This is a genomic window from Azospirillum halopraeferens DSM 3675, from assembly GCF_000429625.1.
Lineage (GTDB): Bacteria > Pseudomonadota > Alphaproteobacteria > Azospirillales > Azospirillaceae > Azospirillum > Azospirillum halopraeferens.
The window spans coordinates 75,663-102,464 of the sequence record NZ_AUCF01000009.1 but is presented as its reverse complement, the minus strand read 5'-3'; the positions used below and the strand labels follow the sequence as shown (position 1 = coordinate 102,464).

Below are 26,802 nucleotides of genomic sequence, written 5' to 3'. Positions count from 1 at the left end.
CCCCCGCCGGCCGGGAGGCTCAGCCCAACGGGACTCATACCGCCTGGAGATAGGCCGGGTCGAGCTGGCCGTGGCGGAAGGGGATCCAATCCTTGTGGTCGGGACGGTAGTAGAGTCCGTAAGGGTTCTTGAAGAAGATCTTCTGCATGGGCTGGCCACCTTCGCGCTGGGTGCGCTCGTGATCCACCAGCGGCGAGGGGGCGAAGATCTTCTCCCACAGCTCGGCATTGTCGACGTCGCGCCCGGCGTTCTTCACGTAGTCCCTGGCGGTGTCGCTGAGCTGCCACGCCTCTTCGACCATCGCGTAGTAGTCCACGGTACCTTCAGCCATGATTCTCGTCCTCGAAAAGGTTCGGCGCTCCTGATTTACCGCGAACGGACGCCGACGAAAAGAGATTAGGCGCTAACGCCCGCGCCGCAACAACCGGCTGGCCAGGCGCAGGGGCGCGGATGCCCGCCAGGAGGTGGATGCGTAGACCCCGTCCAGGGCTGCCCGCAGGGCGTCGCGCTCTCCGGTCCGCCGATGCAGTTCGCTCAACGCCGCGTCCCGCTCCGCCAGGGTGGCGGCAAAAGCGGCCCGTGCGGTGTCGGCATCCGCCATCGCCCGGTCGCGCACCTCCTCGGCCGCGGCCACGGCGTGACGCGCTCCTTCGATCATCTGCGCGGCCGTGGCGGATGCCCGGGCGCTGAAGCGCACGGCCTCATCAGGCGTGTACACGCGCAGATCGGCGATGATCCGCCCGCCACCGCGCAACGGCATCAGGGCCGCTTCATCCAGCGGCAGCTCGATCCATCCCTGCCCGTCCACGTTCAGCCAGGCCAGCCGGCCCGCCGGCCCCTCCAGCAGGTGCAGCGCACCGCGCGGCTGCCGTTCCAGGGTCGCCCGGTCCGCCGCCAGCCGCCACACCTCGCGCCCGGCCCCGTCGAGGATGCGCAGGGACACCACGTCCAGCACGCCCGGCCGTTCGCCGAAGTCGAAACGCACGCCGCGCGGCGCCGCGGACAGCGGCGGCAACGCCAGGTCAATCCGCTGCGGTGCCGGCGACAGGGCCAGCGCGGACACCGCCGCCGGCGGCTCGGCGTACGCATCGCCGACGCGTACGTACGTCTTGACCCGATCCTGTCCGGGAGCCTGCGGCGCCAGGTGCACGCCGGCCGCCGCACCCCGCGCCACGGCGACCGCCGCCCCGTCGCCCTCCAGCACCGCCTCCAGCAGGCGGCGTGCCGCCCGGGGCCGGGCCGGCAGCACCCAGCCGCGCGGCCCCAGGGGAAAGGCGTTGGCGGGGAAACCCGGAACGTCCACCAGCCGCGGCACCTTCAGCCCCTCCGCCAGGGCATAGGGCATGGACGGGGCACCGACGAAGGCGCGCGCCCCGGCGATCAGCCGCGCCAGCTCCAGCCCGTCCGCGGCGGTGACCATCGTGCCCTCGATGCCGGCGTAGACGGGGGCGTCATCGGGCAATCCCACCATGACCACCGGGCCCAGGCCCCGCAGCAGGTCGGCGAAGAACTCAGCCGGCTGGTGGCGGTAGCGCGGCGTCAGGGACAGCACGATCGGTGCATCACGCCCCGGTTCGTCCACCGCATCCGGCAGATGCACGAACGGACGTGCGCCATCGGCCCGCACGCCGGCGGCGCGGGCGTGCGCCTCCACCAGGTGCAGGCGCTCCAGGGGCTCCAGGCGGAAACGGTCGAGCACCAGGTCGACGCCCAGCGCCTCCGCCGGCACATGCTCCAGCGGCAGACCGCGGCTCAGCACCTCGCGGCGCGCCCGCTCGCCGAATCCGGGGGCGAGGCGCACCGGCACCTCCGCCACGTCGACGCGGCGTATGCCCGGCTGGGCCAGCAGCAGCGGTGCCAGGAACTCCGCCATGGCCGCGCTCATCACCCGGCCGCCGATGCCGGGATCGCTGCAGACGTTGAGGATCACCCGCTCCACGCCGGCCGCCGCCAGGGCCGGCAGCGCGTACAGCACATCGCCCATGTTGCCGCTGTGAACGGCGCTGCGCGCACCGTCGGGCGCGGTTCCCCGCGTGGAGAGGATCGTCAGCATCGCCTCACAGCCCCCGCGCCGTCAGCGCGCCGTCCAGCGCCGCCACCCAGTCGGCCCGGCCGGCGCGCTTCCAGTTCACCAGATCGGGCAGGGACGCGGCCGCATCGTAACGCGCCACCACGTCGGCCACGGCGTCCGGTTCGGCCGCGAACACGAAGGGCCCGCCGTCGCCGCGCCCCCCCGCCAGAACCGCCGGCTTCAGCATGGCGTTGGCCAGCGTTGCGACTTCAGCGTCCGCCGTGACCACCAGGTCGTGCTGCGCCACCAGGTCCAGCCACGCGGCATCGCCCGCTGCGACGCGCACGGTGATGCCCTCCGGGTCGGGCAGGGCCAGGAACAGCGCCGCGGTCGGCGCCGCCAGCGTCACCGGTGCCCGCCCCGCCAGGGCGCGGGCGGCCGCCGCGCCGAGGTCCGGCAGGGCCTCGCCGGCCACCACCAGGATGCGGTCCAGCCGGCGGCTCGGCGCCTCCGGCAGCGGCCGGTAAAGCGCCGCCGGCGGCAGCGCCGCGTCGGCGCGCAACAGCTTCGCCGCCGCCGGCGTTGCGTCTTCAGCGAACCCGGGGACCAGAACGGCCAGGTCGGCCCGCCGCACGGCCTCCGCCGATGGCGTTGCGGTCAGGTGCAGCGTGTTCCAGGGAATGCCGGGGCGCGCCTCGGCGGCAAGCGCCTCCAGGCCGACGGCATCGGCCGGCGATGCGGCGAGGACGAGCAGGGTGCGGGCCGGTTCCATCGGGACTCCACGCTGAATTGCGAACGGACGGGTTCGCCGCCGCCGGTCAGGCGCGGCGCAGAACGGACTTCAGGCGGGCGAGCCATCCCCCGCTGCCGCGGCCGGCCGCGAAGCCGGGTGCCGACAGCCGGTCGTGCATCGCCTGCACGGGGGCCGGCGCCTCGGCCCGGAAACGCGCCTCGTCGGCTGCGTTGTGGCGCAGGTCCGGCGTCAGGAAGGCGTCCACCTCCGCCCCCGCCGGGCCGTCCATGGCGGCGCGCAGCGACGCGAAGCCGAGCCGGTCCAGCGCCCCGCCGACGCAGCCGCGCCAGTCGGCCAGCAGGTCCGCGTAGCGCAGGAAGACGCGCGGGAAACCGCGGGTGACCGCGTCCGCCTCGGCCATGTGGCGGTACCACAGCTCGTACGACCGGTCCAGCGGCAAGCCGTCGCGCCGGCTCAGCGACTGCGCCACCTCGTAGGGATGGCGGCCGATGAAGACGAAGACCGGCCGGGCCCCGACCTCGGCGAACAGCGGCATCCACAGCGGCAGCAGCCGGCACATGCGGGGGTCCTTCATGCCCCAGTCGCCGGGCCGGTCGAAATCGTGGCGCAGCACCGCGACGATCTCGCGCGCCAGGCCCCGCACCTCCGGCCGGTCGGTCCACCCTTCCGGCAGCGGCGCCGGGTCGCTCCAGTGGGACCCCAGCGCGCGCAGGATGCGCTCGTGGATGGGCACGATGGAGTTGTGCTCCCAGAAGCCCAGCTCGTTCGAGCCTTCCTCCGGCGGCATCAGGTTGCTGCCGAAGTCGAGCCCCAGCTTGTGGAAGGTGCCGGCCAGCGCCGAGGTGCCGCTGCGGTGCATGCCCAGCACCACCAGGGCCCGGTTCGCCGGGGGCTTGGCCGCCGTGGTCACGCCGCGGCGGCCGGCGCTTCGGTGCCGAGATAGCCGAAGCGGCGCAGGGCGTCGCCGCTGACCTCCTCCAGCGCCCGCACGGTGGCGTCGTCGAGCAGGCGCTGCCAGCGGTACAGGGAGGGCGGGGATTCCACCAGGGCACTGGCCGGACCGGCCGCCGCCGTGTCGAGGCCGAGCCCGTCCAGCAGACCGGTCACCGTCTCCAGCGGCCGGGCGCAGAGATCCTCCAGGCGGATGCGGATGTAGCGCCGCCCCATCACCCGCTCGCCCCAGTCGGCCACGCCCAGGTTGGCGCGGCCCCACAGGGCGCACGAGGCCACCGGCACCTCGTCCTCCGCTGCGGTGCGCCGGAACATGGCATGGTAGTGCTTGCGGAACTGCCACTGGTTGGTCGACACCGCCATGTCGCGGCCGTCACGCACCACGTGGACGAAGTGCATCTGCGGGAACACCGCGTGGATCAGCGGCAGGATGTACATGGAGCGCGGGTTCTTCCACCCCCACCGCCCGGCCGCCCGCGGACGGTCCTTCAGGTACACGCGGATCTGCGCGGCCAGCCGGCGGATCGCCGGTTCCCGCAGGCGCGGCGACAGGCGGCCCACCTCGTAATCGGTGGCGTGGGACTCCTCCAGGATCCGGTTGATCAGGTCGTCGAGCAGCGGTTCATAATCCATGGCGTCGCCGACGTTGTTGACGTTGGCCCCCATGAACACGCCCGCCCGCTCCAGCACGGCGCGCACCGCCCGCGTTCCGGACCCGCCGGTGGCGCCGATCACCACGGGACGGCAGAGCCCGTCACGGCCCAGGGCATGGGCGACGCATTGCCCGAAGGACGTGGGCAGCAACAATGCGGAAGGTCGGATCACCGTGTGAAATCCCGTCTGTACTGCGTTCCAAAGATGGATATTGATGCCAGAGGCGGCGCGGCCGGCGCAACGTCTTTGGGTGGTCGCGGTGTTGCGAAATCAGCGTAGGTTCGGGCATGTAGGGCGGGACCCCCGCGACCCGGACCCGCCCGCATGCCCCGTCCCGCCAACCCGCAGCCATCCTCCCCGCTCGTCATCGCCGTGCTGGCCGCCATCTTCGTGCTGGCCGCCGCGGGGGTGCTGGCGGCGAGCTGGACCAGCCCGATCGGCCTGCTGAACATCGACAGCACCCTGTACCTGCGCCTGGCCGCCTTCCTGGAGGAGGGGCGCGGCTTCGGCGCCGGCGTGTTCAAGAGCGCCATCGACCGCGGCGACACGCCGTTCCCCTATTTCGCCGTGTGGCCCGTCGGTTATCCCGTGCTGATCGCCGCGGTGTCGGCTCTGACACCGGCCGACGTGTTCTGGGCGTCCAAGCTGGTCAACATCGCCGCCATCGCCGCCGGCCTGCTCATGCTGCACCGGGTGTTCGGCCGCCACGCCGTGGCGCCCGCCGCGCTCTACCTGTTCGCCACGGTGTGGAGCATGCACGCCTGGAGCCTGGCCGAGGCGCCGTTCCTGCCGGTGCAGTTCCTGTTCTTCGCCCTGCTGGCGGCGCTGGACGACAGCGACCGGCCGTGGCGGCTCGCCGCCGCCGCCGCCGCCGCCGCGCTGGCCCTGTTCCTGCTGCGCTACATCGGCGCCTACGCCTTCCTGATCGGCGGTCTGGCCGTGCTGCGCGCCACCTGGTGGGGGCGCCGGCGGATCGCCGCGGCTCTCACCGTCTGCTTCGCGGTGGCGGGGGGACTGGCCCTGCTCTACCTGTGGCACAATCAGGTGCAGACCGGTCTGTGGACCGGCACCCTGCGCGTTCCCAACCGGGTCCCGCCGGAGGATCTGGCCCTGGCCATGGCCCGCAGCGTCTGGGTGGTGGTCAACCCGGTGATGCAGACCGCCGGGCCGGAGAGCCTGCGGGGCGTGCTCCTGACCCTGCTGTTTGTCGGCGTGCCGGTGCTGGCGGTGGTGGTCGCCGGGCGGCGCGACCGCCGGGAATGGCCGGTGCTGGACCCCTTCGTCGACCGCTTCACCGGTTGGGCGGCGGTGTCCGGACTGGTCTATCTGGCCGCCCTGTACGGGCTGCGGGCACGCCAGTACTTCGAGGCGTTCGACCTGCGTTTCCTGGCCACCGGTCTGGTCCCCATCGCCCTGTGGCTGTTCTGGCGGGTGCTGCGCCGGCAGGGACGGGCCGCCCGGGTGCTGACCGGCGCGGCGCTGGGGCTGGGCATCCTGTCGTGGCTGCACAACGTGGCCCTGCCCACCGCCGACTTCGTGCGGGCCGGGGGCACGCCCTATCCGGTGGTCCGCGCCGCCCTGGCCGAGCGCTTTGCGGCGCTGCCGGAGGGCAGCGTCTACATCTTCGGCTTCGGCCGTCCGGAGGTGTTCTTCCTGCGCCCCGACGTGGCGGTGACGCACCCCCGCGTACGCTTTCGCGGTGGCCAGAGCTGGGAGGAGTTCCTGGCGACGCTGCGCCCGTTCGGGCGCCCGGTGTACGCGTACGACGACTGGGAGCCGGCACCGCGCTTCGACGATTCGGTGGTCGCTGCCTACCGCGAGCGGGTCGACGGCCGAGGCCTGGTCCGGCTGGACTGAACGGAGAGGACGGACATGCGCATTCTCGTCGCCATTCCCCATTACGTCCGGCCGGGCTCCGGCTATTACGGGTCCACCGCCGCCGGCACTGACGGCACCGAACGCGGCGCGGCGTTGCAGGAGACCATCGCAGCCCTGCACCGCTGCCTGGGGCCGCGGCAGTCGCTGCTGCTGAACCGCCGGGCCAACGTGCGCATCCGGACGAATCGGGCGGATGACTCGGTGCTGGACGTGGTCGTCGTCACCACCGGGGAGCATCACGACCTCGCACGGCTGCGGTTGCCGCCGGACACCTGGCGGCGGCGGGCGACCACGGTCGAGCCGCTGGCGCTGGGCTTCGAATGCCACGCCGCGCTGGCGGAAGGGATCGGCGCGTACGACTGGTTCGCCTATCTGGAGGATGATCTGGTCGTCGAGGATGCGGCCTTCCTCGTCAAGCTGGCCTGGTTCCTCGGCCTGGTCGGGCCGGAGGCACTGTTGCTGCCTAACCGGTTCGAGGTGCTGCCCGACAGTCCGGAGAAGCTCTACATCGACGGTCACGTTGATCCCGCCTTCGCCGGCCGCTGGCAGGACGTGCGGGACCGGTCCCGCCTGACGGGGCGGGTCATGGGGGCGCCGGTCACCCTATGGCGTCCCAACAACCCGCATGCCGGCTGTTTCATTCTCAGCGAGGCGCAGATGCGGCGGTGGGCGGAGCAGCCCCATTTCCTCGACCGCGACACCTCGTTCGCCGGGCCGCTGGAGAGTGCGGCGACGCTGGGCATGCTGAAGACCTTCCGCATCTACAAGCCGGCTCCCGACTCGGCGGGATTCCTGGAGATCCGGCATCGCAACAACCGCTATCTCGGCAATTGGCTGGCGCGACCGGACGCGGTGCGGGAGCCGACATGGGTGGGCCGCCGCTGACACGGACATGGCCGAGTCGGTCACGCTGAATTGGTAACGCCGGCTTTGCCGGTCGCCCGCGAGTCGCACGGTGGCGGGGATGTTTCAAAATCAGCGTCCCGAGTCCGCAGGAGTCCAGGGAGTCGGCCGGAACCGGTGCCGAGTCGCCCGATGTTTCAAAATCAGCGTGGTGCCGCGAGTCGGGACCGCGGCTTACAGCCGTATCAACTTCAGCGTTCCGGGGGCGTCGAGGGACCGGCGCGGAGCCATGGTTTGCGCCATTCGCAGGGCGGTCTGTATCAAAATCAGCGTAGTGTCGCCGTTCCGGCCGTCAAACCGGTGATGGTCACCGTTGCGGCGGCAGCAGGTGAAGGCGAGTCGGCAGGGGTCGCGAACACCCGCGCCGAATCTATTCGGTAGTTATATCGGGATTCATATAGGAAATGGATTCAAGTTCAGCGTGGATAAGTGGCATTTCGGTTGCGACTTCAGCGTGAATTGGACTTGCCGCGTTTCCAATTCAGCGTTCCCCCTGTTGCAACATCAGCGCGACCTGATTCGCGATTGTTGCGGAATCTGCGTGGATAAGCCGGACCGGCTGTGGATCCGCAACGGACCGGTGCGTCGGGCGGTGCCGTGCGGCCGCGACGGGGCGCTGAAGTTGATACATCGGCAGGTCCGGCGGCGATGCCACGCTGAAATCGCAACGCTCCGGGGCCGGGATCGGGGCGGCCCGGCGGCGACAGCCCGGCGCGGTCGCTGAAGTTGCAACGGAATCCGCAGCGGATGTTGCAAACTCAGCGAAGTATGGTGTGGTTGCCCCTGGCCACCGCGCCATATTTTGTGTTCTAGCTGTCGAATGAACGATGACGGTTCCGCGACGGAGGTGGCGATGGCCAAGATCCACGAGCAGCTGACCCTGGAGGGCCTGGACGCCGTCATGGCGCGCACCAGCGACCCCAAGGAACGGCGTCGGGTGATCATGGCGCACGAGGCGTTGAGCAGCGAGGTCGACGCCATCGGCTATCTGCACGCCGGCTTCTGCCAGGCGTCGCTTCCCCACCGCAAGCCCAAGGACGAGACCGCGCCCTGGGTGCGCAACAACGGCAAGTACCAGCTCGTGGTCCGGCCCGGCATCCTGCCGTTGCGCGACGGAACCGTGGTTGAGGTGGGGGTGCCCTACGGCGCCAAGGCGCGCCTGATCATGATCTACCTGCAGACCGAGGCGCGCAAGACGCGCAAGCCCGCCATCGACCTGGGCCCGAGCATGAGCGCCTGGCTGCGCCGCCTGGGTCTGGCGCCGACCGGCGGCGAGCGGGGCAACTACAAGCCCGTGCGCGAGCAGGTCATGCGCATCGCGCGGTGCGAGTTCACCCTGCGCACCACCACCGGCAGCTCCACCGCCGAGATCTCCGACCAGCGCCTGATCGACGGCATCAAGCTGTGGCGCGACGACCATGATGCGCCCGACCTGTTCCGCACCGGCGGCGAATGGGCCCGCTACGTCCGCCTGACCCAGAGCTTCTTCGACCACCTGATGGAGCACGCCGTTCCCCTGGACGAGCACGCCATCGCCAAGCTGAAGAACTCCGCCCTGGCGCTGGACGCCTATGTCTGGCTGGTCCACCGCCTGCACCGGCTGGACAAGCAGACCGTAGTGCCCTGGCACGCCCTGTCGCAGCATTTCGGCTCGGTCAGCGAGCACCGGGTCCTCGCCTTCCGCCTGAAGGAGGCGCTGAAGGACGTGCTGTCGGTCTATCCCGACGCCAACGTCGAGCCCACCGCCAAGGGGCTGGTGCTGCGCCCGTCGCCCCCCGCCGTGCCCTCCAACAAGCACCAGGTGCTGCTGCGCCCGGTCCGAACGGCGGGCTGACCGCCGCCGATGAGCACCGAAGGGTCCTTCTTTCACCTGCGCGAGAACCCCGATACGGACGACCTGCTGGTCCTGTTCTGCGGGGCCAACACCGAACCCGGCCGCTTCGACGGGTTCCAGGTGCTGGAGGGGATCGCGTTCTCGATCGCCTTCGTCAACTGCCCCGACAACGGGTACTACGTTTCCGAGGTGCCGGGCGTCGGGGCGCACTGGCGGGAGAGCGCCGGCTTCTTCCGGGACCTGGCCACCCGCTACCGCCGCCGCGGCGGGCGCGTGGTGTCCTACGGCAACTCCATGGGGGCCTATGCGGCCGTCCTCTACGGCTGCCTGATGGAGGCCGACCTTGCCATCGGGCTGGCCACCGAGACGATCCTGAACATTGCCGACGGGGCGCTGATGCGCACCCGCGAGAACCGGCCGGTCGACGGGCCCCTCCTCACCGAGGTGCTGGCCGCCACCGCCACCCCGACCGTGCTGTGGGCCGGCGAGAAGTTCCTGGCCGACATGGTCTGCGCTGCCGCCGTGCGCCATCGCCCGCGCACCGTGACGGTGGGCGTGCGCAACGCCTTCCACACCATCGCGCCGTTCGTCCACGCCCGGTTCGGCCTGCGCCCGTTCCTGGAGGCCGTCATGGCCGAACCCGCCTTCGGGGTCGGCGGCCCCGTCGCGGGAACGCTGATCGACCGTCCCGGCCTGGTCGAGGCGCTGTACGCCGCGTCCATCGCCGCCGGCCCCGCCGAGGCGCTGGACATCCTGGCCGGCGCCGATTCCGGCGTGCCCGAGGGGGCGGACCTTGCCTACCACCGGGTGGCCATGGCGCGGGCGCTGCTGGACACCGGCCGGCCGGACGAGGCCTACGTCCATGCGCGCGACGCCCGGCGCTGCAATCCCGGCGACGTGGAAGCCGCCGTGGTGCTGGCCCGTTCGCTGGTGCGGCTGGGGCGCGAAGCCGAGGCCCGCGCCGAGTGCCGGCGCATGGCGGCCGACCATGACCCCCATCTTGCGGTGCAGGTGGCCTACCGTCGGCTGCTCGACGAGGCCGCCGCCCTGGCGGGCGGCGCGACCCCGCTTCAGAAGTAGCTGAACCAGCCGGTGTCGACCGCCGAGGGCGCGGCGCCGGTCAGCGTCACGGAGCCGCCGCCGAAGAAGCGCACGACGGCGCCGCCGGCCACCGCTTCGACGGTGTGGAGGGTTCCGGCCGCCACCAGCAGGCGATCGCCCTGGGCCGCATTGAAGTCGAGGATGGTGTCATCACCATGACCGCGGCCGACCACGAAGCGGTCGGCGCCGTCGCCGCCGGCGATCGTGTCGTTGCCCATGCCGCCCTGCAGCAGGTCGTTGCCCGCCCCGCCCCACAGGACGTCGTCCCCCTGCCCGCCGAACAGCGTGTCGTTGCCCGCCGCGCCGACCAGCACATCGTTGCCGCGGTTGCCGTACAGCACATCCTCGCCGTCGCCGCCGTCCAGCGTATCGCTGTCCTGCCCGCCGAACAGAGTGTCGTTCCCCTCCTCGCCGAACAGCACGTCGTTGGCCTGGTTGCCGAAGAGAACGTCGTCGCCGCCGCCGCCGTAGAGCGTGTCGAAATCCATCTCGCCCCACAGCACGTCGCGGTCGTCGCCACCGTACAGCACGTCGACGCCGAGCCCGCCGTACAGCGTGTCGGCCCCGCTTCCACCATAGAGGACGTCGTTGTCCGCCAGCCCGTAGAGGAGGTCGTTGCCGGCACCGCCCCACAGGGTGTCGTCCCCCTGCCCGCCATAGAGCGTGTCGGAATCGTCGTCTCCGTACAGCAGGTCACGGCCGCGATTTCCGTGCAGCACGTCGGCACCCTGCCCGCCGTAGAGCGTGTCATTGCCGGTGCCGCCCAACAGAATGTCGTTGTCGGCGCCGCCGTCGAGGAGATCGGCCCCTGCCCCGCTGCCGCCGTCCAGCGTGTCCCGCCCGGCACCGCCGATCAGGGTGTCGTCGGCGGGGCCGCCCATCACCGAATCGTCGCCGCTTCCCAGGGTCGCGAACAGCCGGATGTTGGTGCTGGTGAAGGCGGCGGCGGTCACGGTGGTGCCGATGGTGCTGTTCACCGTCAGCGTGAACACGCTGCCGGGAGCCGTGATGGCCGCCGGCAGCGTGATGACGTGGGCAGCGTTGGAGTCCACCCGCAGGCTGGAATAGCCGTTTACCGCCGCCAGCGTCTGCGCGGCGATCGTGCCGGCGTTGATGATCAGATCCGGATCCGCCGGAGTGCCGGTCGCCACGGCGGCAATGTTGGCTACGCTGGTGGTCGGCATCCTCTCCGCTCCCCGTCACGGTCTGATTCGGCGGGCCCTCATAACCCTGCGCCGGTAAACAACCGCTGAAGACAGCACCGCCACCCGAAGAGCGTCACCACTTGCCGCAAAACTGTGGAAACCCCGCCACATCCGAAGGATTGGGAAAGGGAAAACACGCCGGCGCGTCCGCCTTACCACTTTTCAGCTATCGCCGAATGGGGTAGAACCAAGACAAATTCGTCGGCGCTTAAGGAGTATCCCATGGCCACCGTACCGGGCGGTATCATCGACACGAGCACCAGCATCTCGCAGGTCAACAAGGACGTCATCTCGGCGATCCTGACGCAGCGGAGCCTTTCGGAAACGTCGTTGACCAAGGTGGCCATCACGACGCCGACTCAGACGGTTACACTGTCCCCGACCAACAACAAGGTGGTGATCCAGTCCACTGCCAACGACACGGTCACGGTGGCCGGCTCCACCGGTGACGACCTGGTGGTCGGCGGCATCGGCACGGACATGATCACGGGCGGCGCCGGCAACGACTCGCAGTTCGGCGGCGCCGGCAACGACATGCTGTACGGCGGCGAGGGTGACGACCTGAACTACGGCGGCGTCGGCAACGACGTGGTCGAGGGGGGCGTCGGCAACGACCTCGTCTACGGCGAGTCCGGCGATGACGTGCTGTACGGCGACAGCCGCACCACGGGCCTGCCCGGCGCGCAGGGCGATTCCGCGGGTGGCGACGACGTTCTGTTCGGCGGCCAGGGCTCCGACCGCATCTTCGGTGGCGGCGGCTTCGACCAGCTCTACGGCCAGGTCGGCAACGACGCGCTGTACGGCGAGGCCGGCAACGACCTGGTGTACGGCAACCAGGGTGACGACACCGTGTTCGGCGGCCAGGGCAGCGACACCGTCTTCGGTGGCCAGGGCAACGACGTCATCCACGGCCAGCGCGGCAACGACTACCTGTACGGCGGCCTGGGCAACGACACCTTCGTGATCGCGTCGAACGGCGGCAACGACTTCATCCTCGACTTCTCGGCCGGCGACCGCGTCCAGATCGCCCAGAACATCAACGGCCTGAACATCACCCAGGTGTCGGATCTGGTGTCGCGCCTGTCCACCGACGCCAGCGGCAACGTCGTTCTCAACCTGGGCACCGACAGCGTCACCATGACGCTGAAGGGCGGGCTGACCATCGACGAACTGCGGGCCAACCCGAACACCTACTTCCAGATCGGCTAACCGTCCTCACGGCCGGTTTCCTGAGCTGTGCGGCGGATGGGCCGTTCCCTTGAACGAGGGAACGGCCCTTCTCCGTTGTCATGCCGGCCGTACCAGTCATGGTGTTTCGATCAATGCCCGATTCCGCCGAGTCGCCGGCTGCGCAGGGGCACGCCGCGTGCCGGACCGATGTCATCCGCCTGTCACCGGACCTGGCCGCGCTGGTTGCCATCCTCCCGGAGGGTACGGCCGGTCCGCTCGGCATCCTGGTGGATGGCCGGGCGCCGGCCCGCCCGCTGCTGGTCACGCGGCTTGCGACCGCCGACGGCGGGGATTGCCGGCTTGCCCTCCTGCGCGCACCGGACCTGCTGGCCGGCGGCGGCGCGCTTGTGCTGCGCGGGGCCGACGGGGTGGACCTGTTGGCCGAACGGGTGGATGCGCCACCCGCCGGTGACCTGTCCGGTCTGATCCGCCTGCTGGCGGGACTGGCGCCGAGTGAACTCACCCGGGCCCTGCAGCTCCTGTTCGATTCGGGGCCGGCGATGCTTCGGGTGCAGCAGGACGCCGACCTGCTCGGGGCACTGCTCGCCCTGCTCGACAGGGTGTTCCCGCCGCCCGGCCTGACCGCCGCGATGCCCTTCGCGGCGCCGGGGCTGGTGCTGTGCCAGGGTGAGCTGCCGGCGGCGGTGGGGACCGTGCGTGCGGTCGTCGCGGTGTGCGGCAGCCGCGTCCGGCGCAACCCCTTCGACCCGATGCTGCGGCCGTCCCGTGGCGGGCAGCGCTTCGACCTGATGGTCGGCATCCGGGACACCGGCCGCCCGCCCCGTGCGCTCCTGTTCTTCGGCGAACACGGCGTGTGCTGCCGCCGCATTGCGCCGTCCGCGCCGAAACGGCTGCTGGACGGGCTGACGGACCGCGCGGGCGCCCTGTCCGGAGCCATGCGGGACTATGTGTTCCGCACCCTCGCGGCCGATGCGCCCGGCAACCCGGCCGCCGCCGGGCTGCTGCGCGACGCCCAGCTCTACGCCGCGGTCGCCGCGCGGGATCTGCGCAACCCCGCCGACCCCGTCGGAGTCGGCATCGACCTGGCGGTCGGCGACGGCGCCGGCGGCCTGTTCGTCAAGGGATGGCTGCGCGATCCCTATGGCGCGGTGGACCGGATCGTCATGGTGGCCCCCGACGGGTCGCGGCGGGCGCTGGACGGTTACCGGGTGACCTTTCCCCGTCCGGACGTGGAGCCGGCCTACGCCGACAGCCCGCACCCGGTGGAGTCGGGCGAGTTGGGCTTCGCGGTCTTCATGCCCGATGGGGGGGCCGGCTTTCCCGTGCATCAGTACGGGGTCGAGGTGGTGCTGCATTCGGGCGGCGTTCTGCACCCGGTGCCGCCCCTTGCCCCTGTTGACGCCCGATCGGCGCGCGACGCGGTGCTGGCGGCGGTGCCCGCAGACCGGCTGAGCTTTCCGGCCATCGCCGGCCTGCTGGCGTCGCCGGTCGCCGCCCTGCACCGCGCCCGACAGGACGCCTGGCGTCCGCCGGAGGTGGTCGCCTTCGGCACACCGCCCGCCGCACCGGACCTGTCGATCATCATCCCGCTGTACCGCAACCTGGACTATCTGCGTTTCCAGTACGCGGCGTTCGCCCCGGATCCGGCCATGGCGGGGGTGGATCTGGTGTTCGTCCTGGATTCGCCGGAACAGAGGGGCGATCTGGAGCATTTCCTGCGCTGCCTGGAGCAGCTTTACGGCCTGCCCTGCCGTCTCGCCGTGATGAGCGGGAACTTCGGCTTCGCGTCCGCCTGCAACACCGGCGCGGTGGTGGCGCGCGGCGGCACGCTGGTGTTCGTCAACTCCGACGTGCTGCCCGTGGCGCCGGGCTGGACGGTGCCTTTGCAGGCGGTTCTGGCGGCCCGGCCGGAGGTGGCCGCCGCCGGGCCGAAGCTGCTGTTCGACGACGACTCGCTCCAGCACGCCGGGCTCTATTTCGACCGGGACTATCAGGGGCGCTGGTACAACCACCATTACTTCAAGGGCCTGCCGCGCGACTACCCGGCGGCCGGGGTGGCACGGACGGTGCCCGGCGTGACCGCGGCGACGCTGATGATCCGCCGGGGCGCGTTCGAGGACGTGGGCGGCTTCAGCGAGGATTATGTGGTCGGCGATTTCGAGGATTCCGACCTGTGCCTGAAGCTGCGGTCGGTCGGTCACGAGATCGCCTACGTGCCCCGGGCGGAGCTGTACCATTACGAGCGCCGTTCGATCGAGCATCACGCCGGCTACACCCGCACCGCGGCCGGCCTGTACAATCAATGGCTTCACGCCAGCCGCTGGAGCGATCTGATGGAAGCGGTGATGGCCGCCGCGCCGCCGCCGCCCCGGCCCGCCGCCGTGCCGTAAGGGAAGCGATCATGGCCAAACCGCGCGTCCTTTACATCGTCCACAACCATCCCGCCCTGCATCCCGGCGGCACCGAGATCGTGTCCCGCGACCTGTTCCGGGAGATGCGGGACTCCGGCCGGATGGAGGCGCTCTACCTCGCGTGCACCAACGGCCTGCACCGGGAGCGCAAGCCGGGCACCTCCTTCCAGACGGTCGGTCGGTCGGCCGACGAGGTGCTGCTGTGGACCGGCCACGTCGATCGCTTCTTCCTGTCGCAGCTCGACCTGGGCGGGGTGGTGGCGGACCTCAGGGCGCTGCTGACGGATTGGCGGCCCGACGTGGTGCACGTCCACCACGCCCTGATGATCGGGGTGGAGATGCTGTTCCTGGTCCGCCGCCTGCTGCCCCGGGCGCGGATCATCTTCACGCTGCACGACTATTATCCGATCTGCCACCGCGAGGGGCAGATGCTGAAGGCGACCGACGACACCCTGTGCCACCGGGCGTCCCACGACGACTGCCACAAGTGCTTTCCCCGCATCGACCCCTGGCAGTTCTCCCTGCGGGAGCGGCACCTGAAGACGCTGTTCTCGGTGGTCGACCGGTTCGTGGCGCCCAGCCGTTTCCTCAAGGAGCGTTACGTCGCCTGGGGGCTGGAGGCGGAGCGGATCACCGTGGTGCCCAACGGCCGCCATCCCGTGGCGCCGGCCCCCCACCGGCCGCTGCCGCCGGGCGGCCACCGCAACGCCTTCGGCTTCTTCGGCCACATCAACCTGTTCAAGGGCGCCAACGTGCTGCTGGACGCCGCCGGGCACCTGGTGCGGGCGGGGCGGCGCGATTTCGCCGTGCATCTGCACGGGGGCATGCTCTACCAGACCGACGAATTCCGGGTCGCCTTTCGGGAGAAGCTGGACCGGCTTGCCGGCGTGGTCACCTGGTACGGCCCCTATGACACCGGCGACCTGCCGGGCCTGATCGCCGGGACCGACTGGGTGGTGATGCCGTCCATCTGGTGGGAGAACGCGCCGCTGGTGATCGAGGAGGCCTTCGCCCACAACCGCCCCGTCCTGTGCACCGGCATCGGCGGCATGGCCGAGCGGGTGGCGCACGGTGTGAACGGCCTGCACTTCGCCGCCGCATCGTCGCAGGACCTGGCCGCGGCCATGGCGCGCGCCCTCGACGAGCCGGGACTGTGGGAGCGTCTGTCCGCCGCCGTCCCGCCGACCGTCAGCATCGCGGAGTCGGCGCGCCTCCACCGCGTCCTCTACGGCCTGGAGGAGGCCGACGCCGTGGCCTGACGCCGGCCGCCGGGTTCAGACACCCAGCACCAGGATGTCCTCGCCGCCGGGCTCCGGGCCGAAGGCGCTGCGGCGCTCCAGGAGCCGCAGCCCGGCGGTGCCCAGCAGGCGGTCCCGCTCACCCTCGGACATCCAGCCGTAGCGCAGGGTTTCGACGCTGTGCCCGATCACGGCACCGGCTGCGTCGGACACCGCATACTCCACCCGCTGGTCGCACACCTGCCGGAGCCGGTCGACGATGCGGTCGACGATCCGCACCCGCAGCGTCAGGCCCGCGCCGTCCAGGCGCACGATGATCTGCTGTGCCGCCAACTGTTCGGCCGGGATGTCGGTGTCCAGCACCTCGGCGCGCACCAGATGCAGGGCGATCCGTCCACCTTCCGCCAGGTGTTCGCGCAGGCAGCCGAGCGCCAGGCGGCGGGCCCGGTCGCTGTCCAGGTGGCTGAAGGTGTAGAACGGGGCGATCACCAGATCGAACCGGCGGGTGAGCGCGAAGCGCGTCATGTCGGCGCAGACGAACCGGGCTCCGCCGCCCGACCGGGTGGCTGCCGCCAGCATGCCGGCCGCCCGGTCGAGCCCGACCACGTCGTAGCCGCGTGCGGCGAGGGTGTTGGCGACGCGCCCGGTACCGGCGCCGATCTCCAGCACCGTCCGCGGCGGCGGGCCGGCCAGGGCGGCGTAGAAATCCACGTCACCCGCCAGGTGGACCGCCGACAGCGCCGTCAGCAGGTCGTAGAAGGCCAGGCTGAAGCTGCCGTGGGCGTAGTAGTCGCTCACCCCACGGACGCCTCCCGGGTCGGGGGCGCGCGCCACGGCCGGACCAACCGCGGCTCCTCGGCCCGGGCGAAGGGGACGCGCATGGACTGGTTGGGGTTGTAATAGGGATCGTTGGCCAGCCGGTCGCCCCACTTGGCGAGCAGCCGCTCCCCCTCCTCCTCCAGCAGCGCCTTCTTGGCCGGCGTCAGGAAGATGCCGCGCGACGCGGATTCGTAATGGAACAGCTCGGCGTAGGGGTTCATCAGGACGCGGTAACCGGCGGCGCCGATCGTCAGGCAGAGGTCGACGTCGTTGTAGTTGACGTGGAAATTCTCCGCGTCGAAGCCGCCGACCGCATCGAACACCGCCTTGCGCGTCACCAGGCAGGCGCCGGTCACCGCCGATGCCGCGTGGATGAGCTGGGAGCGGCAGAAATAGCCGGGATGCTCGCGCGGCAGGCCGACGTTGTAGTGGGCGGCGATGCCCCAGATGCCGGTGAGCACGCCCACGTGCTGCACCGTGCGGTCGCGGTACAGCAGCTTGGCGCCGACGGCGCCGATCTCCGGCCGCACCGCCTGGCTGACCATCTCGGCCAGCCAGCCGCGGCCGGCCGGCTCGGTGTCGTTGTTGAGGAAGCACAGCACCGTGCCGGTGGCCAGCGCCGCCGCGGCGTTGTTGAGGGCGGCGTAGTTGAACGGGCCGTCGTCGCGCAGGACGCGGCCGCGCCCCGTCCGCTCCAGGTCGGCCAGGAACGCCAGCGTCTCCGGCTCGCGGCTGCCGTTGTCGATGACGATCAGCTCCACGTCGGGATAGTCGGTGCCCGACAGCACGCCCTCCACGCACGGGCCGAGGAAATCCATGCGGTCGCGGGTCGGCACGATGACGCTGACGCGCGGCGCCGGATCGGGCAGCGGCCGCACGACGCGGTAGCCCCAGGTGGTCGGCTCCACCCGCGTCACCGCCTGGCCGGTGCGGGCGAAGTGGTCGGTCATGGCGCGCACGGCGGCATCGACGCAGTAGGGCTTGGCTTCCGCCCCCGCCGCCGTGGACCCGGCGATGGCGCGCCAGTGGTAGAGCAGAAACGGCACGTGGTGGATCCGATCGGGCCGGATCCCCTCGACGACGCGCAGCGTCAGGTCCCAGTCCTGGCTGCCCTCGTAGCCCTCGCGCAGGCCGCCGACGGCGCGCACGCGGTCCAGCCGGTAGACCGACAGGTGGGTGACGTAATTCTGGGCGTAGAACAGATCGGGGTCCCAGCCGCCTTTGAAATGGGGGCGGAACCGGATGCCGTGTTCGTCCACCGTGTCGTTGTCGCTGTAGATCAGCTCGGCGTCGGGGTGACGGATCAGCGCCTCCGCCATGTGGTACAGCGCATCCTCGGTGAACAGGTCGTCGTGATCGAGGAAGGCCACGTGGCTGCCGGTGGCCAGCGCCAGGGCGCTGTTGCTGGCGGCGGCGATGTGGCCGTTGACCGGGCGGAAGACCACCCTGACGCGCGGCTCCGCGGCGGCGTGCGCCTCCAGCACCCGGCGGATCTCCGGGTCGGTGGAGGCGTCGTCGGCGATGCACAGCTCCCAGTGCGGGTAGAGCTGGTCGCGCACCGAGCGGATGGCGGCGTCGAGGTATTCGGCCGGCGGGTTGTAGACCGGCATGATCACCGAGAAGCGCGGCGGCGCGGTCATGGCGGCGATGCGCGCCGCGATGGCCCGGCGGTCGCCGTCGTCGAGCGTGTGATGCTCGTCCAGCCAGAGCTGGTAGTTGGAGCGTTTGGCCAACGCGATGGCGGCGTAGTCGCCGCCGCGGCCCAGGCGGTCCAGGATGGGGCGGATGGCGCCGAGCGAGCCCTCGCGGTCAGGGTCGGCGTCCAGCGCGGCCAGATAGCGCTCCAGCGCCTCTTCGTCGCGGCCGCCGGCCAGAGCCAGCTCGCCGAGGCGCCGCAGCACGCTGCCGTCCTCCGGGTCGATGGCGGCGATGCGGCGCAGGAGCGTCTCTTCGGCATCCGCCCCGCCGTCCAGGAGCATGGCGCGCACCAGGTGGCGCAGAGCCTCCGCGTGGTCGGGCTCCAGCACATGGGCGCGGCGCAGCAGGGTGACGGCCGCGGCGACGCGGCCGCGGGCGATCTCCAGCCGGCCGAGCTGGTAGCTGGCCCCGGTGTTCAGCGGATCGCGCTGCAGGATGCGCTCGAAGCAGGCGGCGGCCTCCGCCTCGCGGCGCAGGGGCGGCAGCGTGACCCCCAGGTTGTAGAGCGCGTCCAGGTCGTCCGGCCGCCGGTCGAGCACGGCGCGGAACTGGACCGCCGCCTCGTCCAGCCGGTGCAACCGGTGCAGGGCGATGGCGAACTGGTAGCGCCGGCCGGGGTCGTCCGGCTTCAGCTCCACCGCGCGGTGGTAATGGTAGAGCGCGTCCTCGTCCTTCTTCAGGCGGCTGAGGACGGTGGCCAGGTTGGCGTGGCTGTCGGCGTGTTCGGGCACCCGGCGCAGCACGTTGCGGAAGCACACCGCCGCTTCGCGGTTGCGCCGCTGGCCGGCCAGCAGGGCGCCCAGGGTGAACCAGGCGGTGGCGTGATGGCGGTCGCGCCGCAGCGCTTCGCGGAACCAGCGCTCCGCCGTTGCCGGATCGCCGCCGGCCTGCGCCATCAGGCCGAGGCTGAAGGCCGGCCGCGCGTCACCGGGCGTGCGCGTGACCACGGTTTCCAGCAGCACCCTGGCGTCCGTCGCGCGTCCGGCGCGGGCCAGCGCGACGGCCCGGCGGAAGAGATCGTCCGGCGTGGCATCCGCGGCATCGGGAGCGGGGTCGGCAGCGTCGGCAACGGTGGTGGCGGCCGGGGGGGACGGGGTCATCGGGGTCCGGTCACGAAGGGGATCCAGCCAGGGGTGTTGCAAGAGCGCCGCCCCCCTGTCAATACGGCATGCGCCGCCGCGCTGAAGCGGGTTGACGCCGACCGCCGGCATCGCCAAAAGGTCACACATGGGGCGTGTCTATTATTTCGTCGAACAGGGGCGGATCGCCGGCGGCATCAAGGTCGCGTACCGGCATGTGGCGACGTTGCGCCGTCACGGGATCGACGCCGTCGTGGTGCACGCCAGGGCGGAGCGGCCGGCCTGGTTTCCCGTTCCCGACGTGCCGGTCCTGGCCGTTGCCGGGTTGAGCTTCACGGCCGACGATGTCGTCGTCCTGGCCGAGGACGCGCGCCACAGCCTGCGCCACCCGGCCATCGGGCCGGCGCGCAAGGTGGTCTTCTGCCAGAACCATTTCTATCTTGCCGGCGGACTGCACGGCGCGCCGGACCTGCGCCGGTTCGGGGTGGAGGCGGTGGTGACGAGCGGTGACGTCATCACCGCCTTCATCCGGCGGCGCCTGCCGGGGCTTCCCGTCGCCACCGTGCATCTGGCCATCGACCCGGCGCTGTACCGGCCGGCCCCGGCCAAGGCGCTGCAGGTCGCCGTGATCCCGCGCAAGCGGCCGCACGAGTTCCGCTACATCCGCGACCTCCTGCGCCACGAACACCCCGACCTGTGCGCCATCCGCTGGGTGGTGCTGGAGAACGCCCGCGAGGACCAGGTGGCGCACGTGATGGCCGAGAGCGCCGTTTTCCTGTCGCTGGCGCGGCTGGAGGGGGTGGGCCTGACCGGGCTGGAGGCGATGGCGTGCGGCTGCGCCGTGACCGGCTTCCTCGGCGACGGCGGGCGGGAGTTCGCCACGCCGGACAACGGCTGGTGGGCCCGCGACGAGGATTGCGAGGATGCGGTCCGCCAACTGGCGGCGTGCCTCGCGGCGGTGCGGGACGGCACCGCCGCGCCGCGGATCGCCGCCGGCCGGGCGACCGCCGCCCGTTACACCCCGCAGCGCGAGGAGGCGGAACTGCTGGCGTTCTGGCGGGGGGTGCTCGGGCGCCCCGTCACAGCGGATGGATGGACGGCACCACGCGGTCCATGAGCCGGCGCTCCCGCGGCCGCCCCGGCTTCACCGCCACCAGGTTCGCGCGCATGACCTTGGCGATGTTGCGATTGAACTCGATCAGTTCGCGCAGCCGCTCGACCTTGTGCCGGCTGAACAGGGTGGCGTTCACGAACAGATCGCAGCTCACCAGCGACCAGTCGCCCTGATAGCCATAGTCGAAGCCGTAGTACTTCGGCTGGGAGAAGTATTCGAAGCTCTTGGGGAAATAGGCGCGGCGGTGGGTGGGGTCGACCCAGGCGTCGTCGTGGCCGCCGTGCGGCACTTCGATGAACAGCCGGCATCCGGGGCGGGCGACCCGGTACAGCTCCTGCATCACGGCGAGCGGCTCGTTGAGGTGCTCCAGCACATGCGCCATGCGCATGGTGTCGAAGTGATCGTCGGGGAAGGGCAGCGGCGTGTCGCGGCAGCGGTCCAGATCGAACGCCACGTCGACGCCGGGACCGGCGACGATGTCCAGGTTGACGTGGTCCGGGAGGATCGTGCTGCCGCAGCCGATGTGCAGGTTCGGAGAGTGCCGGGGCATGGGGCCGTTATTCCGTTCCGTGGGCCTGGAGGATGGCGTCGACGCGGTTGTCGATCGTGTGGTGGGCGTGGGTGCGGCGGTGCCCTTCGCGGGCGACCGCGAACAGCGTGTCCCGGTCAGCGAGGATCGCCGCGATGCGGTCGCCGATCCCGTCCGGCCGCTCCGGATCGTAGAGGAAGATTCCGGCGCCGTCGCCGAACGTCTCTTCCAGGTAGGCGTTGCGTTCCGACAGCACGGCCGCCCCGCGGTACTGGGCGTTGAACAGGCGCTCCGTCGCCCCGTAGCGGTAGATCGGGAGGTTGTTGATCATCAGCTTGGCCTGTTTCATGGCGACCAGGCCGGTGACGAAGTCGCTGGGGCTGATGGTCTGCACCGGTCCGGCGTACCGCTCGATGGTCGAGACGTCGTTCGACACGACGGTGATGCGCAGGCCCTTCAGGCGCTTGAACAGTTCCACGCGGTTGATCGCCCGGACGAGGAAATCCACCTGGCCGAGGATCTGGCGGAAGGCGGTGAAGTTGGACCGGGACAGGTCCAGCCCCAGTTCCGCCTCCAGGGCGAAGGCCGATTGCGTCACGGTGTCGCGCGGATGGGAATGGATGCGCTCGAGAAGGCGCCGCGCGAAGACCCGAACGGGGGGCGGTGCCGCATCGATGCGGCGTCGTGTTTCGTCGATCTCCTGCTCGCGGATGCTGCCCACGAACAGCAGATCGAAAGGGCGCTGCCGTTCCCAGTCGCGGCGGCTGTCCGGCATCGGGCCGGCGTCGCCGTCGAACCGGGTTGCCCAGTGGGGCAGATGCATGGCGGGGTGCCGGGCGCCGAAATAGAAGGCGGCGTTCTCCACCCCGTCGCGATCGGCGCACAGCCAATGCTGATCGGGATACGCGGAACGAACGCGATCCATCATGACATAGGGGTTGTCCTGCTGCCAGGTCAGGACCTTCCCCTGCCAGGTCAGGCGGGCCGACTCGTGGGTGAAGTTCATCAGGACGGTGAACAGCACCCGGTGCGATTGCGACAGGTCCTCATAGAACGTGCCGCGACCGGCGATCGGCGCATGGAAGGCAGCGATCCCCCGGGCGCGGAATCCGGTGAGGAAGTCGGAAGCGATGACGTAGGGGAAGCCGAACGACCAGTGCTTCACGCCGACGATGACCGCTGGTTTGCGCATGCGATTGCTCCTTCGCGTTCCGGGGCGCCGCCGGCCGGTCTGTGCCGGTTTGCCTCAATCCGCTTCCATCATGACCAGGGAATCACCCAGGCTGCGGGTGGAGACGGACACCGGGCGGCCCAGCGCCCCGGCAATCTCGTGGAAGCGCGCGGTCAGCGCGGCATCGGTGATGGAGATCTTCTGGACCTGGTATTCGTTACGCTGCGCGTCCGTCGTCAGGGAGCGGCCGGGGCGCAGCAGGCTGTCGGTGCGGCCGTGGGACAGGTGCTCCGTGAGCGCGGTGACCTCGTCGAAGATCGCGTCGGTGGCCAGGGTGCTGTCGACGGCGGCGAAATGGTCGTTCAAGGAGCCGGCGTGCCGGGACCGACTCTCCGCCACGAAGGATTCCGGATCCGCCAGCGCCTGATCGAGGGCCCCGCCCAAAGCGTCGAAGTCGGCGAAGCGGGGCGTAACCTGATTGCTGATGAAGATGGACTCGCACCAGTTGGTGAAGGGCGCATAGGCGATGGTCGGCTTCGACAGGAGCGTTCCCTCGATTCCGGTGGTGCAGGTGTTGTGGATCAACGCCCCGGACGCCACGATCCAGGGGATGGCCGACCCTTCCGCCAGCACGAGGACATCGGATTGGTTGGCCAGGGCCTTGCGCCAGGTGTCCAGGTTCTCGGCGGGGTGCGGGCGCAGCACGATTCTGCGGCCGGGATAACGGTCGCGCAGCCGGACGGCCAGCGCCCGGAACGCGTGGAAGCTCTGCTTTTCGAACTCGAACTGGTCCTTGAGCCATTCCAGGTCGGCCGGGTTCTTGGGATCGATGTAGCCGACGTTGATGCAGACGTTGATGTACTTCTGCGGTGATCCCCAACTTGAATTGACGAACCCGAGATTGGTGTTCAGCAGGATGAAGTCGCCGTGGGTGGCGCGGATGCGCGCCGCTTCCCCGGTAAAGAAGCCGCTGAACTCCGGACGCAGGAGATCCCATCGGGGATTCCCGGTGATCTTGAAGCGTTCGGTGTGGGCGGGGAAGCGCTCGCCATAGACCCGGCTCTGAAGGGGGCCCTGCATGAAGATCGCGTCGATGAGACGGATCGCGTCCTCGGTGACCTCCTTGACGATGAAGTCGGGTGCGGCGATCGCCGTGACCTCCTCGTCGATGGCGGCGATGGTATGGCCGTGGCGTTTGGCGTGAACCATCCAGTTCTTCTGGATGCGGTTCATGCCTTTGAAGAAGACGACGCCGGGAACGACGTTCGCCAGGTTGGCGATGAGCAGCCATTGCTGACCGATGACGACACGATAGCCTGCGCCGAGCGCACGATGCGCCAGCAACAACCGGGCGTCCAGTTCGCGGGCGGCAACTTCGATCGGCAGGTAGAGGGTCGGCTTGGCGGACGTCATGGTGGGGAACTCGCTGTGTCGGAAACGGGCGCCGTCGGTTCGCCCCGGAATTCAAAGCTCCAGGAAACGGCTGAGGATGCGCAGTCCGACGGGGCCGCTGCGTTCCGGGTGGAACTGGGTTCCGAAGACGGCACCGTTGCGCACCGCGGCCGTGACCGGCAGACCGTCGTAATCGTAGACGGCGGCGCAATGGTCCGGATGGGTCGGCAGTGCCTGGAAGGAGTGGACGAAGTAGACGGACTCGCCCGGCTCCACCGCCGCCAGGGGCGTGCCCTCCCAGGACGCGCCGCCGGGACGGACCAGGGGAGCCCAGCCGATGTGGGGAAGCCGGTGCGGCGTGCCGTCGGCACCGGTGGCGGAAATGGCCGCGACGCGGCCGGGAATAAGGCCGAGACCCTCGTGCTCGCCGAACTCCTCCCCCACCTCAAACAGCATCTGCATGCCCACGCAGATGCCGAGGAAGGGCCGGCCGGTGGCCGCATGCTCGCGAACGGCATCGAACATGCCGCGCCGGCGCAGGCCGGCCACGCAGTCGCCGAACGCACCGACGCCGGGCACCACCAGCCGTTCCACCGTTCCGGCAGCCGGCGGCGAGTCGACGAGACGGACGTCGGCTCCCACATGCTCCAGCGCCCGGCAAACGCTGTAGAGGTTGCCGAGCCCGTAATCGAAGACGGTCACCGTTGCGCTGCTCATGGCGGGCGGCTCCCCTCAGGTCCGACGCACGGCAAGGCCGCGGTCGATGGCGGCGGTCCGGATGTCCGGCAGGGTCATGCGGTTGTAATGGAGGACATCGGCCATCGCCACCGCATCGGCGTGTCCCTGCCGGACCACGTCTACCATGTGATCCACCGACCCCATCCCACCCGAAGCGATCACAGGAATGGTGACGGCGGCCGATACGGCCCGCGTCAGGGCGACGTCGTAACCCTTGCGGGTGCCTTCCCGGTCGACCGACGTGACCAGGATCTCGCCCGCACCCAATTCCTGGCCCCGGCGCGCCCAGGCAACGGCGTCCAGGCCCGTGTGCTCGCGCCCGTTGTCCGTGTAGGCTTCCCAGCCGCCTTTGCCGTCCTGCTTGGCCTCGATGGACAGCACCACCGCCTGGCTGCCGAACTGGCGGGCGATGTCGGTCAGCAGCTCCGGCCGGGCGACGGCGGCGGTGTTGACCGCCACCTTGTCCGCCCCGGCCCGCAGCAGCGCGCGGGCATCCTCAACCGAGCGGATGCCGCCGCCCACGGTGATCGGCACGAAGACGTCCCGTGCCGTCTGGCGGACGATGTCCGCCAGATTGTTGCGGCCATACAGGCTGGCGACGATGTCGATGTACAGAAGTTCGTCCGCGCCGGCCTCGTAATAGCGCCGGGCATAGGCCTGCGGGTCGCCGATGACGCGCAGGCCCTCCAGATGGATGCCCTTGATCAGATTGGGCGCCTTGATGTCCAGACGGGGGATGAGTCGCACGGTGGGCACGGCGTCGCCTGCTTTCAGAGGCCGGGGGCGTTGGCGTTCCAGACGGTCCGGCGCAGGCTCCACTGCCCGCCGTCCCACTGCCACAGGTGCGGTGAGCGGAAACGGTCGGCCAGGTGCAGGAAGTACTCCTTGTCCATGATCGGCTGCTCGAAGTTCTTCGACGCCACGGGGAACTCCTCCGGCGGCAGGCTCATGAAGCCGAAGTTGTCATCCTCGAATCGCGCCGGATACTCCCCGTCGAAACGGCGGACCAGGGCGACGCCCTCGTCGCGGGTGATGTCGCGGGACCGGATTTCCTGGGCAGCGTCGTAGGTGGCGCGGCCGATGCCGAACTTCACATGGGTGGTGAAGTAGTGCAGATCGTCGATGCGGTCGTCGATGCTGTTGTACTTGCTGTAGGTACCCGGCGTCCGCTCCGGCGAAGCCTGGAAGCCGCCGTGCTCGACCGCATAATAGTAGCAGCTCTGCGGATGCCACTTCAAGTAGTAGCCAAGGTAGTGGACCTGCATGTTCAGGGCCTCCACCTCGGCCGGGTCGGCCGGCAGATAGGGGATGAAGTCCTGGTCCTCCAGGCCGAAATCCTCTTTCAGCTCCTTCAGGCTGGTTCCCGCCAGGTGGATCTCGTCGCGGTTGGTCGCCGCGTAGTAGGCGGAACTGCGCAGGGCCGAGGCGGTATCCTCGATGGGATTGCCGTACTCCGCTTCGTTCTCGCCGTAGAAGACAAGGCTGATGCCGAAGCGGGCCGCCATCTTGGGGGCAAGCTGCTTCTGGCCGAGGATGAACGGTTGGAACGGGTGGAACAGCTTTTCCACGGCAAGGCGGGTGAGCAGCCGGTGCACGCGCCCGTTGGGCGTGCACAGATAATTGTCGAAGCCGGCGTGTATCCAGGCGTGGAAATTCTTCCAGCCCCATTCCGTGTAGATGTGCGGTGCCCAGGTCACCGTCAGCGGATGCATGCCGTACTTGTACTTCAGGACATGCGCGGCATAGAAGCTGTCCTTGCCGCCCGACCCGGGCACCAGGCAATCATAGCGGCCATCCTTGCTGCGGTGGCGGTCGCACAGTTCGCGCAGTTCCGCCTCGCGGGCTTCCCAGTCGATCTCGTCATGCTTGCGTTCGGCGACCCGGCAAGCGTCGCACACGCCCTCGTCGTCGAACCGGATCGTCTTTTTCCGTGTCTGCTCGGTGTGCCGGAATTCGACCTCCGAATTCGGCCGCTGGTTGGAAATGACACAGCGCGAGCAGAACCGGATCTCCTGCGGCAGGCCATACTTCGGGTCCGTCGCCGCGGCATCGGGGGCGAAGGGGGCGAGGTCGATCGGCTTGTGGCGGGGAAACTTGAACATGATCGGTCCTACGATTGCATCAGCGTGCC

At 70.3% G+C, this 26,802-nt stretch carries 22 protein-coding genes; 8 read left to right on the top strand and 14 right to left on the bottom strand.

Annotated elements, in window-relative coordinates:
• Positions 1-34: 34 nt before the first annotated feature.
• The 5 genes from G472_RS0109965 to G472_RS0109945 form a co-directional block, all read right to left on the bottom strand.
• The gene (locus G472_RS0109965) at positions 35-331 is read right to left on the bottom strand and encodes a hypothetical protein (protein ID WP_029008275.1); all 297 of its coding nucleotides are present in this window, start codon (positions 329-331) and stop codon (positions 35-37) included.
• A 72-nt stretch (positions 332-403) separates the two neighbouring features.
• Entirely contained in the window at positions 404-2,053 is a 1,650-nt protein-coding gene (locus tag G472_RS0109960) for a glycosyltransferase family 9 protein (protein ID WP_029008274.1), read from the bottom strand.
• 4 nt (positions 2,054-2,057) lie between these two features.
• Positions 2,058-2,783: a hypothetical protein gene (locus tag G472_RS0109955; protein WP_029008273.1), complete on the bottom strand. Its 726-nt coding sequence runs from the start codon at positions 2,781-2,783 to the stop codon at positions 2,058-2,060.
• 46 nt (positions 2,784-2,829) lie between these two features.
• Positions 2,830-3,675, bottom strand: a complete 846-nt coding sequence (locus G472_RS32275) for a sulfotransferase family protein (RefSeq protein WP_051340644.1) — start codon at positions 3,673-3,675, stop codon at positions 2,830-2,832.
• On the bottom strand, positions 3,672-4,541 hold the full coding sequence (locus G472_RS0109945; protein ID WP_169732799.1) for a sulfotransferase family protein: 870 nt from the start codon (positions 4,539-4,541) through the stop codon (positions 3,672-3,674). The genes G472_RS32275 and G472_RS0109945 overlap by 4 nt, the downstream gene beginning before the upstream one ends.
• 153 nt (positions 4,542-4,694) lie before the next feature.
• On the opposite strand from G472_RS0109945, the gene G472_RS0109940 reads away from it, so the two are divergent.
• From G472_RS0109940 to G472_RS0109925, 4 genes are all read left to right on the top strand, one after another.
• The gene (locus G472_RS0109940) at positions 4,695-6,227 is read left to right on the top strand and encodes a hypothetical protein (protein WP_029008271.1); all 1,533 of its coding nucleotides are present in this window, start codon (positions 4,695-4,697) and stop codon (positions 6,225-6,227) included.
• Positions 6,228-6,242: 15 nt separating this feature from the next.
• The gene (locus G472_RS0109935) at positions 6,243-7,133 is read left to right on the top strand and encodes a hypothetical protein (protein WP_029008270.1); all 891 of its coding nucleotides are present in this window, start codon (positions 6,243-6,245) and stop codon (positions 7,131-7,133) included.
• A gap of 871 nt (positions 7,134-8,004) precedes the next feature.
• The gene (locus G472_RS0109930; RefSeq protein WP_029008269.1) at positions 8,005-8,985 is read left to right on the top strand and encodes a replication protein RepA; all 981 of its coding nucleotides are present in this window, start codon (positions 8,005-8,007) and stop codon (positions 8,983-8,985) included.
• 9 nt (positions 8,986-8,994) lie between these two features.
• Entirely contained in the window at positions 8,995-10,065 is a 1,071-nt protein-coding gene (locus G472_RS0109925) for a tetratricopeptide repeat protein (RefSeq protein WP_029008268.1), read from the top strand.
• On the opposite strand, the gene G472_RS36970 is transcribed toward G472_RS0109925, so the two are convergent.
• Positions 10,056-11,270: a calcium-binding protein gene (locus tag G472_RS36970; protein ID WP_051340643.1), complete on the bottom strand. Its 1,215-nt coding sequence runs from the start codon at positions 11,268-11,270 to the stop codon at positions 10,056-10,058. The two genes, G472_RS0109925 and G472_RS36970, sit on opposite strands and share 10 nt — an antisense overlap.
• A gap of 243 nt (positions 11,271-11,513) precedes the next feature.
• Here G472_RS36970 and G472_RS0109915 point away from each other — a divergent pair, with 243 nt between their 5' ends.
• From G472_RS0109915 to G472_RS0109905, 3 genes are all read left to right on the top strand, one after another.
• The gene (locus G472_RS0109915) at positions 11,514-12,500 is read left to right on the top strand and encodes a calcium-binding protein (RefSeq protein ID WP_051340642.1); all 987 of its coding nucleotides are present in this window, start codon (positions 11,514-11,516) and stop codon (positions 12,498-12,500) included.
• Between the two features lie 113 nt (positions 12,501-12,613).
• On the top strand, positions 12,614-14,872 hold the full coding sequence (locus G472_RS36965) for a glycosyltransferase family protein (protein ID WP_051340641.1): 2,259 nt from the start codon (positions 12,614-12,616) through the stop codon (positions 14,870-14,872).
• 11 nt (positions 14,873-14,883) lie between these two features.
• Positions 14,884-16,152 carry a glycosyltransferase family 4 protein gene (locus G472_RS0109905; RefSeq protein WP_029008266.1) on the top strand — a complete coding sequence of 423 codons (1,269 nt, stop codon included), beginning with the start codon at positions 14,884-14,886 and terminating at the stop codon, positions 16,150-16,152.
• Between the two features lie 15 nt (positions 16,153-16,167).
• Here the strand turns inward: G472_RS0109905 and G472_RS36960 are convergent, their stop codons facing one another.
• Both G472_RS36960 and G472_RS36955 read right to left on the bottom strand, forming a co-directional pair.
• Positions 16,168-16,929, bottom strand: coding sequence for a class I SAM-dependent methyltransferase (locus G472_RS36960; RefSeq protein ID WP_156927058.1), 762 nt, complete (start codon positions 16,927-16,929; stop codon positions 16,168-16,170).
• Complete coding sequence (locus tag G472_RS36955) at positions 16,926-19,748, bottom strand: glycosyltransferase (protein WP_051340639.1); 2,823 nt, start codon at positions 19,746-19,748, stop codon at positions 16,926-16,928. The genes G472_RS36960 and G472_RS36955 overlap by 4 nt, the downstream gene beginning before the upstream one ends.
• 127 nt (positions 19,749-19,875) lie before the next feature.
• On the opposite strand from G472_RS36955, the gene G472_RS36950 reads away from it, so the two are divergent.
• Positions 19,876-20,844, top strand: coding sequence for a glycosyltransferase (locus G472_RS36950; protein WP_029008265.1), 969 nt, complete (start codon positions 19,876-19,878; stop codon positions 20,842-20,844).
• On the opposite strand, the gene G472_RS0109885 is transcribed toward G472_RS36950, so the two are convergent.
• Genes G472_RS0109885 through G472_RS0109860 form a run of 6 tightly spaced genes read right to left on the bottom strand, consistent with a single transcriptional unit; the run spans position 20,807 to position 26,773 of the window.
• Complete coding sequence (locus G472_RS0109885) at positions 20,807-21,391, bottom strand: class I SAM-dependent methyltransferase (protein WP_029008264.1); 585 nt, start codon at positions 21,389-21,391, stop codon at positions 20,807-20,809. The genes G472_RS36950 and G472_RS0109885 overlap by 38 nt on opposite strands.
• A gap of 7 nt (positions 21,392-21,398) precedes the next feature.
• Positions 21,399-22,562 (bottom strand): glycosyltransferase, encoded by a 1,164-nt coding sequence (locus G472_RS0109880; RefSeq protein ID WP_029008263.1) that lies wholly within the window; start codon positions 22,560-22,562, stop codon positions 21,399-21,401.
• Between the two features lie 54 nt (positions 22,563-22,616).
• Positions 22,617-23,954 carry a surface carbohydrate biosynthesis protein gene (locus G472_RS0109875; RefSeq protein ID WP_029008262.1) on the bottom strand — a complete coding sequence of 446 codons (1,338 nt, stop codon included), beginning with the start codon at positions 23,952-23,954 and terminating at the stop codon, positions 22,617-22,619.
• Positions 23,955-24,005: 51 nt separating this feature from the next.
• A complete protein-coding gene (hisH, locus tag G472_RS0109870) occupies positions 24,006-24,650 on the bottom strand; it encodes an imidazole glycerol phosphate synthase subunit HisH (RefSeq protein ID WP_029008261.1) in 645 nt (214 codons plus the stop codon).
• Between the two features lie 15 nt (positions 24,651-24,665).
• Positions 24,666-25,427: an imidazole glycerol phosphate synthase subunit HisF gene (hisF, locus tag G472_RS0109865; protein WP_035691804.1), complete on the bottom strand. Its 762-nt coding sequence runs from the start codon at positions 25,425-25,427 to the stop codon at positions 24,666-24,668.
• Between the two features lie 14 nt (positions 25,428-25,441).
• Positions 25,442-26,773: an N-acetyl sugar amidotransferase gene (locus G472_RS0109860; protein ID WP_029008259.1), complete on the bottom strand. Its 1,332-nt coding sequence runs from the start codon at positions 26,771-26,773 to the stop codon at positions 25,442-25,444.
• Positions 26,774-26,802 lie beyond the last annotated feature (29 nt).

Excerpts from the sequence above, each read along its gene's own strand:
- G472_RS0109965 (WP_029008275.1), bottom strand. The coding sequence starts at position 331 with ATGGCTGAAGGTACCGTGGACTACTACGCGATGGTCGAAGAGGCGTGG.
- G472_RS0109960 (WP_029008274.1), bottom strand. The coding sequence starts at position 2,053 with ATGCTGACGATCCTCTCCACGCGGGGAACCGCGCCCGACGGTGCGCGC.
- G472_RS0109955 (WP_029008273.1), bottom strand. The coding sequence starts at position 2,783 with ATGGAACCGGCCCGCACCCTGCTCGTCCTCGCCGCATCGCCGGCCGAT.
- G472_RS0109940 (WP_029008271.1), top strand. The coding sequence starts at position 4,695 with ATGCCCCGTCCCGCCAACCCGCAGCCATCCTCCCCGCTCGTCATCGCC.
- G472_RS0109935 (WP_029008270.1), top strand. The coding sequence starts at position 6,243 with ATGCGCATTCTCGTCGCCATTCCCCATTACGTCCGGCCGGGCTCCGGC.
- G472_RS0109930 (WP_029008269.1), top strand. The coding sequence starts at position 8,005 with ATGGCCAAGATCCACGAGCAGCTGACCCTGGAGGGCCTGGACGCCGTC.
- G472_RS0109925 (WP_029008268.1), top strand. The coding sequence starts at position 8,995 with ATGAGCACCGAAGGGTCCTTCTTTCACCTGCGCGAGAACCCCGATACG.
- G472_RS36970 (WP_051340643.1), bottom strand. The coding sequence starts at position 11,270 with ATGCCGACCACCAGCGTAGCCAACATTGCCGCCGTGGCGACCGGCACT.
- G472_RS0109915 (WP_051340642.1), top strand. The coding sequence starts at position 11,514 with ATGGCCACCGTACCGGGCGGTATCATCGACACGAGCACCAGCATCTCG.
- G472_RS36965 (WP_051340641.1), top strand. The coding sequence starts at position 12,614 with ATGCCCGATTCCGCCGAGTCGCCGGCTGCGCAGGGGCACGCCGCGTGC.
- G472_RS0109905 (WP_029008266.1), top strand. The coding sequence starts at position 14,884 with ATGGCCAAACCGCGCGTCCTTTACATCGTCCACAACCATCCCGCCCTG.
- G472_RS36955 (WP_051340639.1), bottom strand. The coding sequence starts at position 19,748 with ATGACCCCGTCCCCCCCGGCCGCCACCACCGTTGCCGACGCTGCCGAC.
- G472_RS36950 (WP_029008265.1), top strand. The coding sequence starts at position 19,876 with ATGGGGCGTGTCTATTATTTCGTCGAACAGGGGCGGATCGCCGGCGGC.
- G472_RS0109885 (WP_029008264.1), bottom strand. The coding sequence starts at position 21,391 with ATGCCCCGGCACTCTCCGAACCTGCACATCGGCTGCGGCAGCACGATC.
- G472_RS0109880 (WP_029008263.1), bottom strand. The coding sequence starts at position 22,562 with ATGCGCAAACCAGCGGTCATCGTCGGCGTGAAGCACTGGTCGTTCGGC.
- G472_RS0109875 (WP_029008262.1), bottom strand. The coding sequence starts at position 23,954 with ATGACGTCCGCCAAGCCGACCCTCTACCTGCCGATCGAAGTTGCCGCC.
- hisH (WP_029008261.1), bottom strand. The coding sequence starts at position 24,650 with ATGAGCAGCGCAACGGTGACCGTCTTCGATTACGGGCTCGGCAACCTC.
- G472_RS0109860 (WP_029008259.1), bottom strand. The coding sequence starts at position 26,773 with ATGTTCAAGTTTCCCCGCCACAAGCCGATCGACCTCGCCCCCTTCGCC.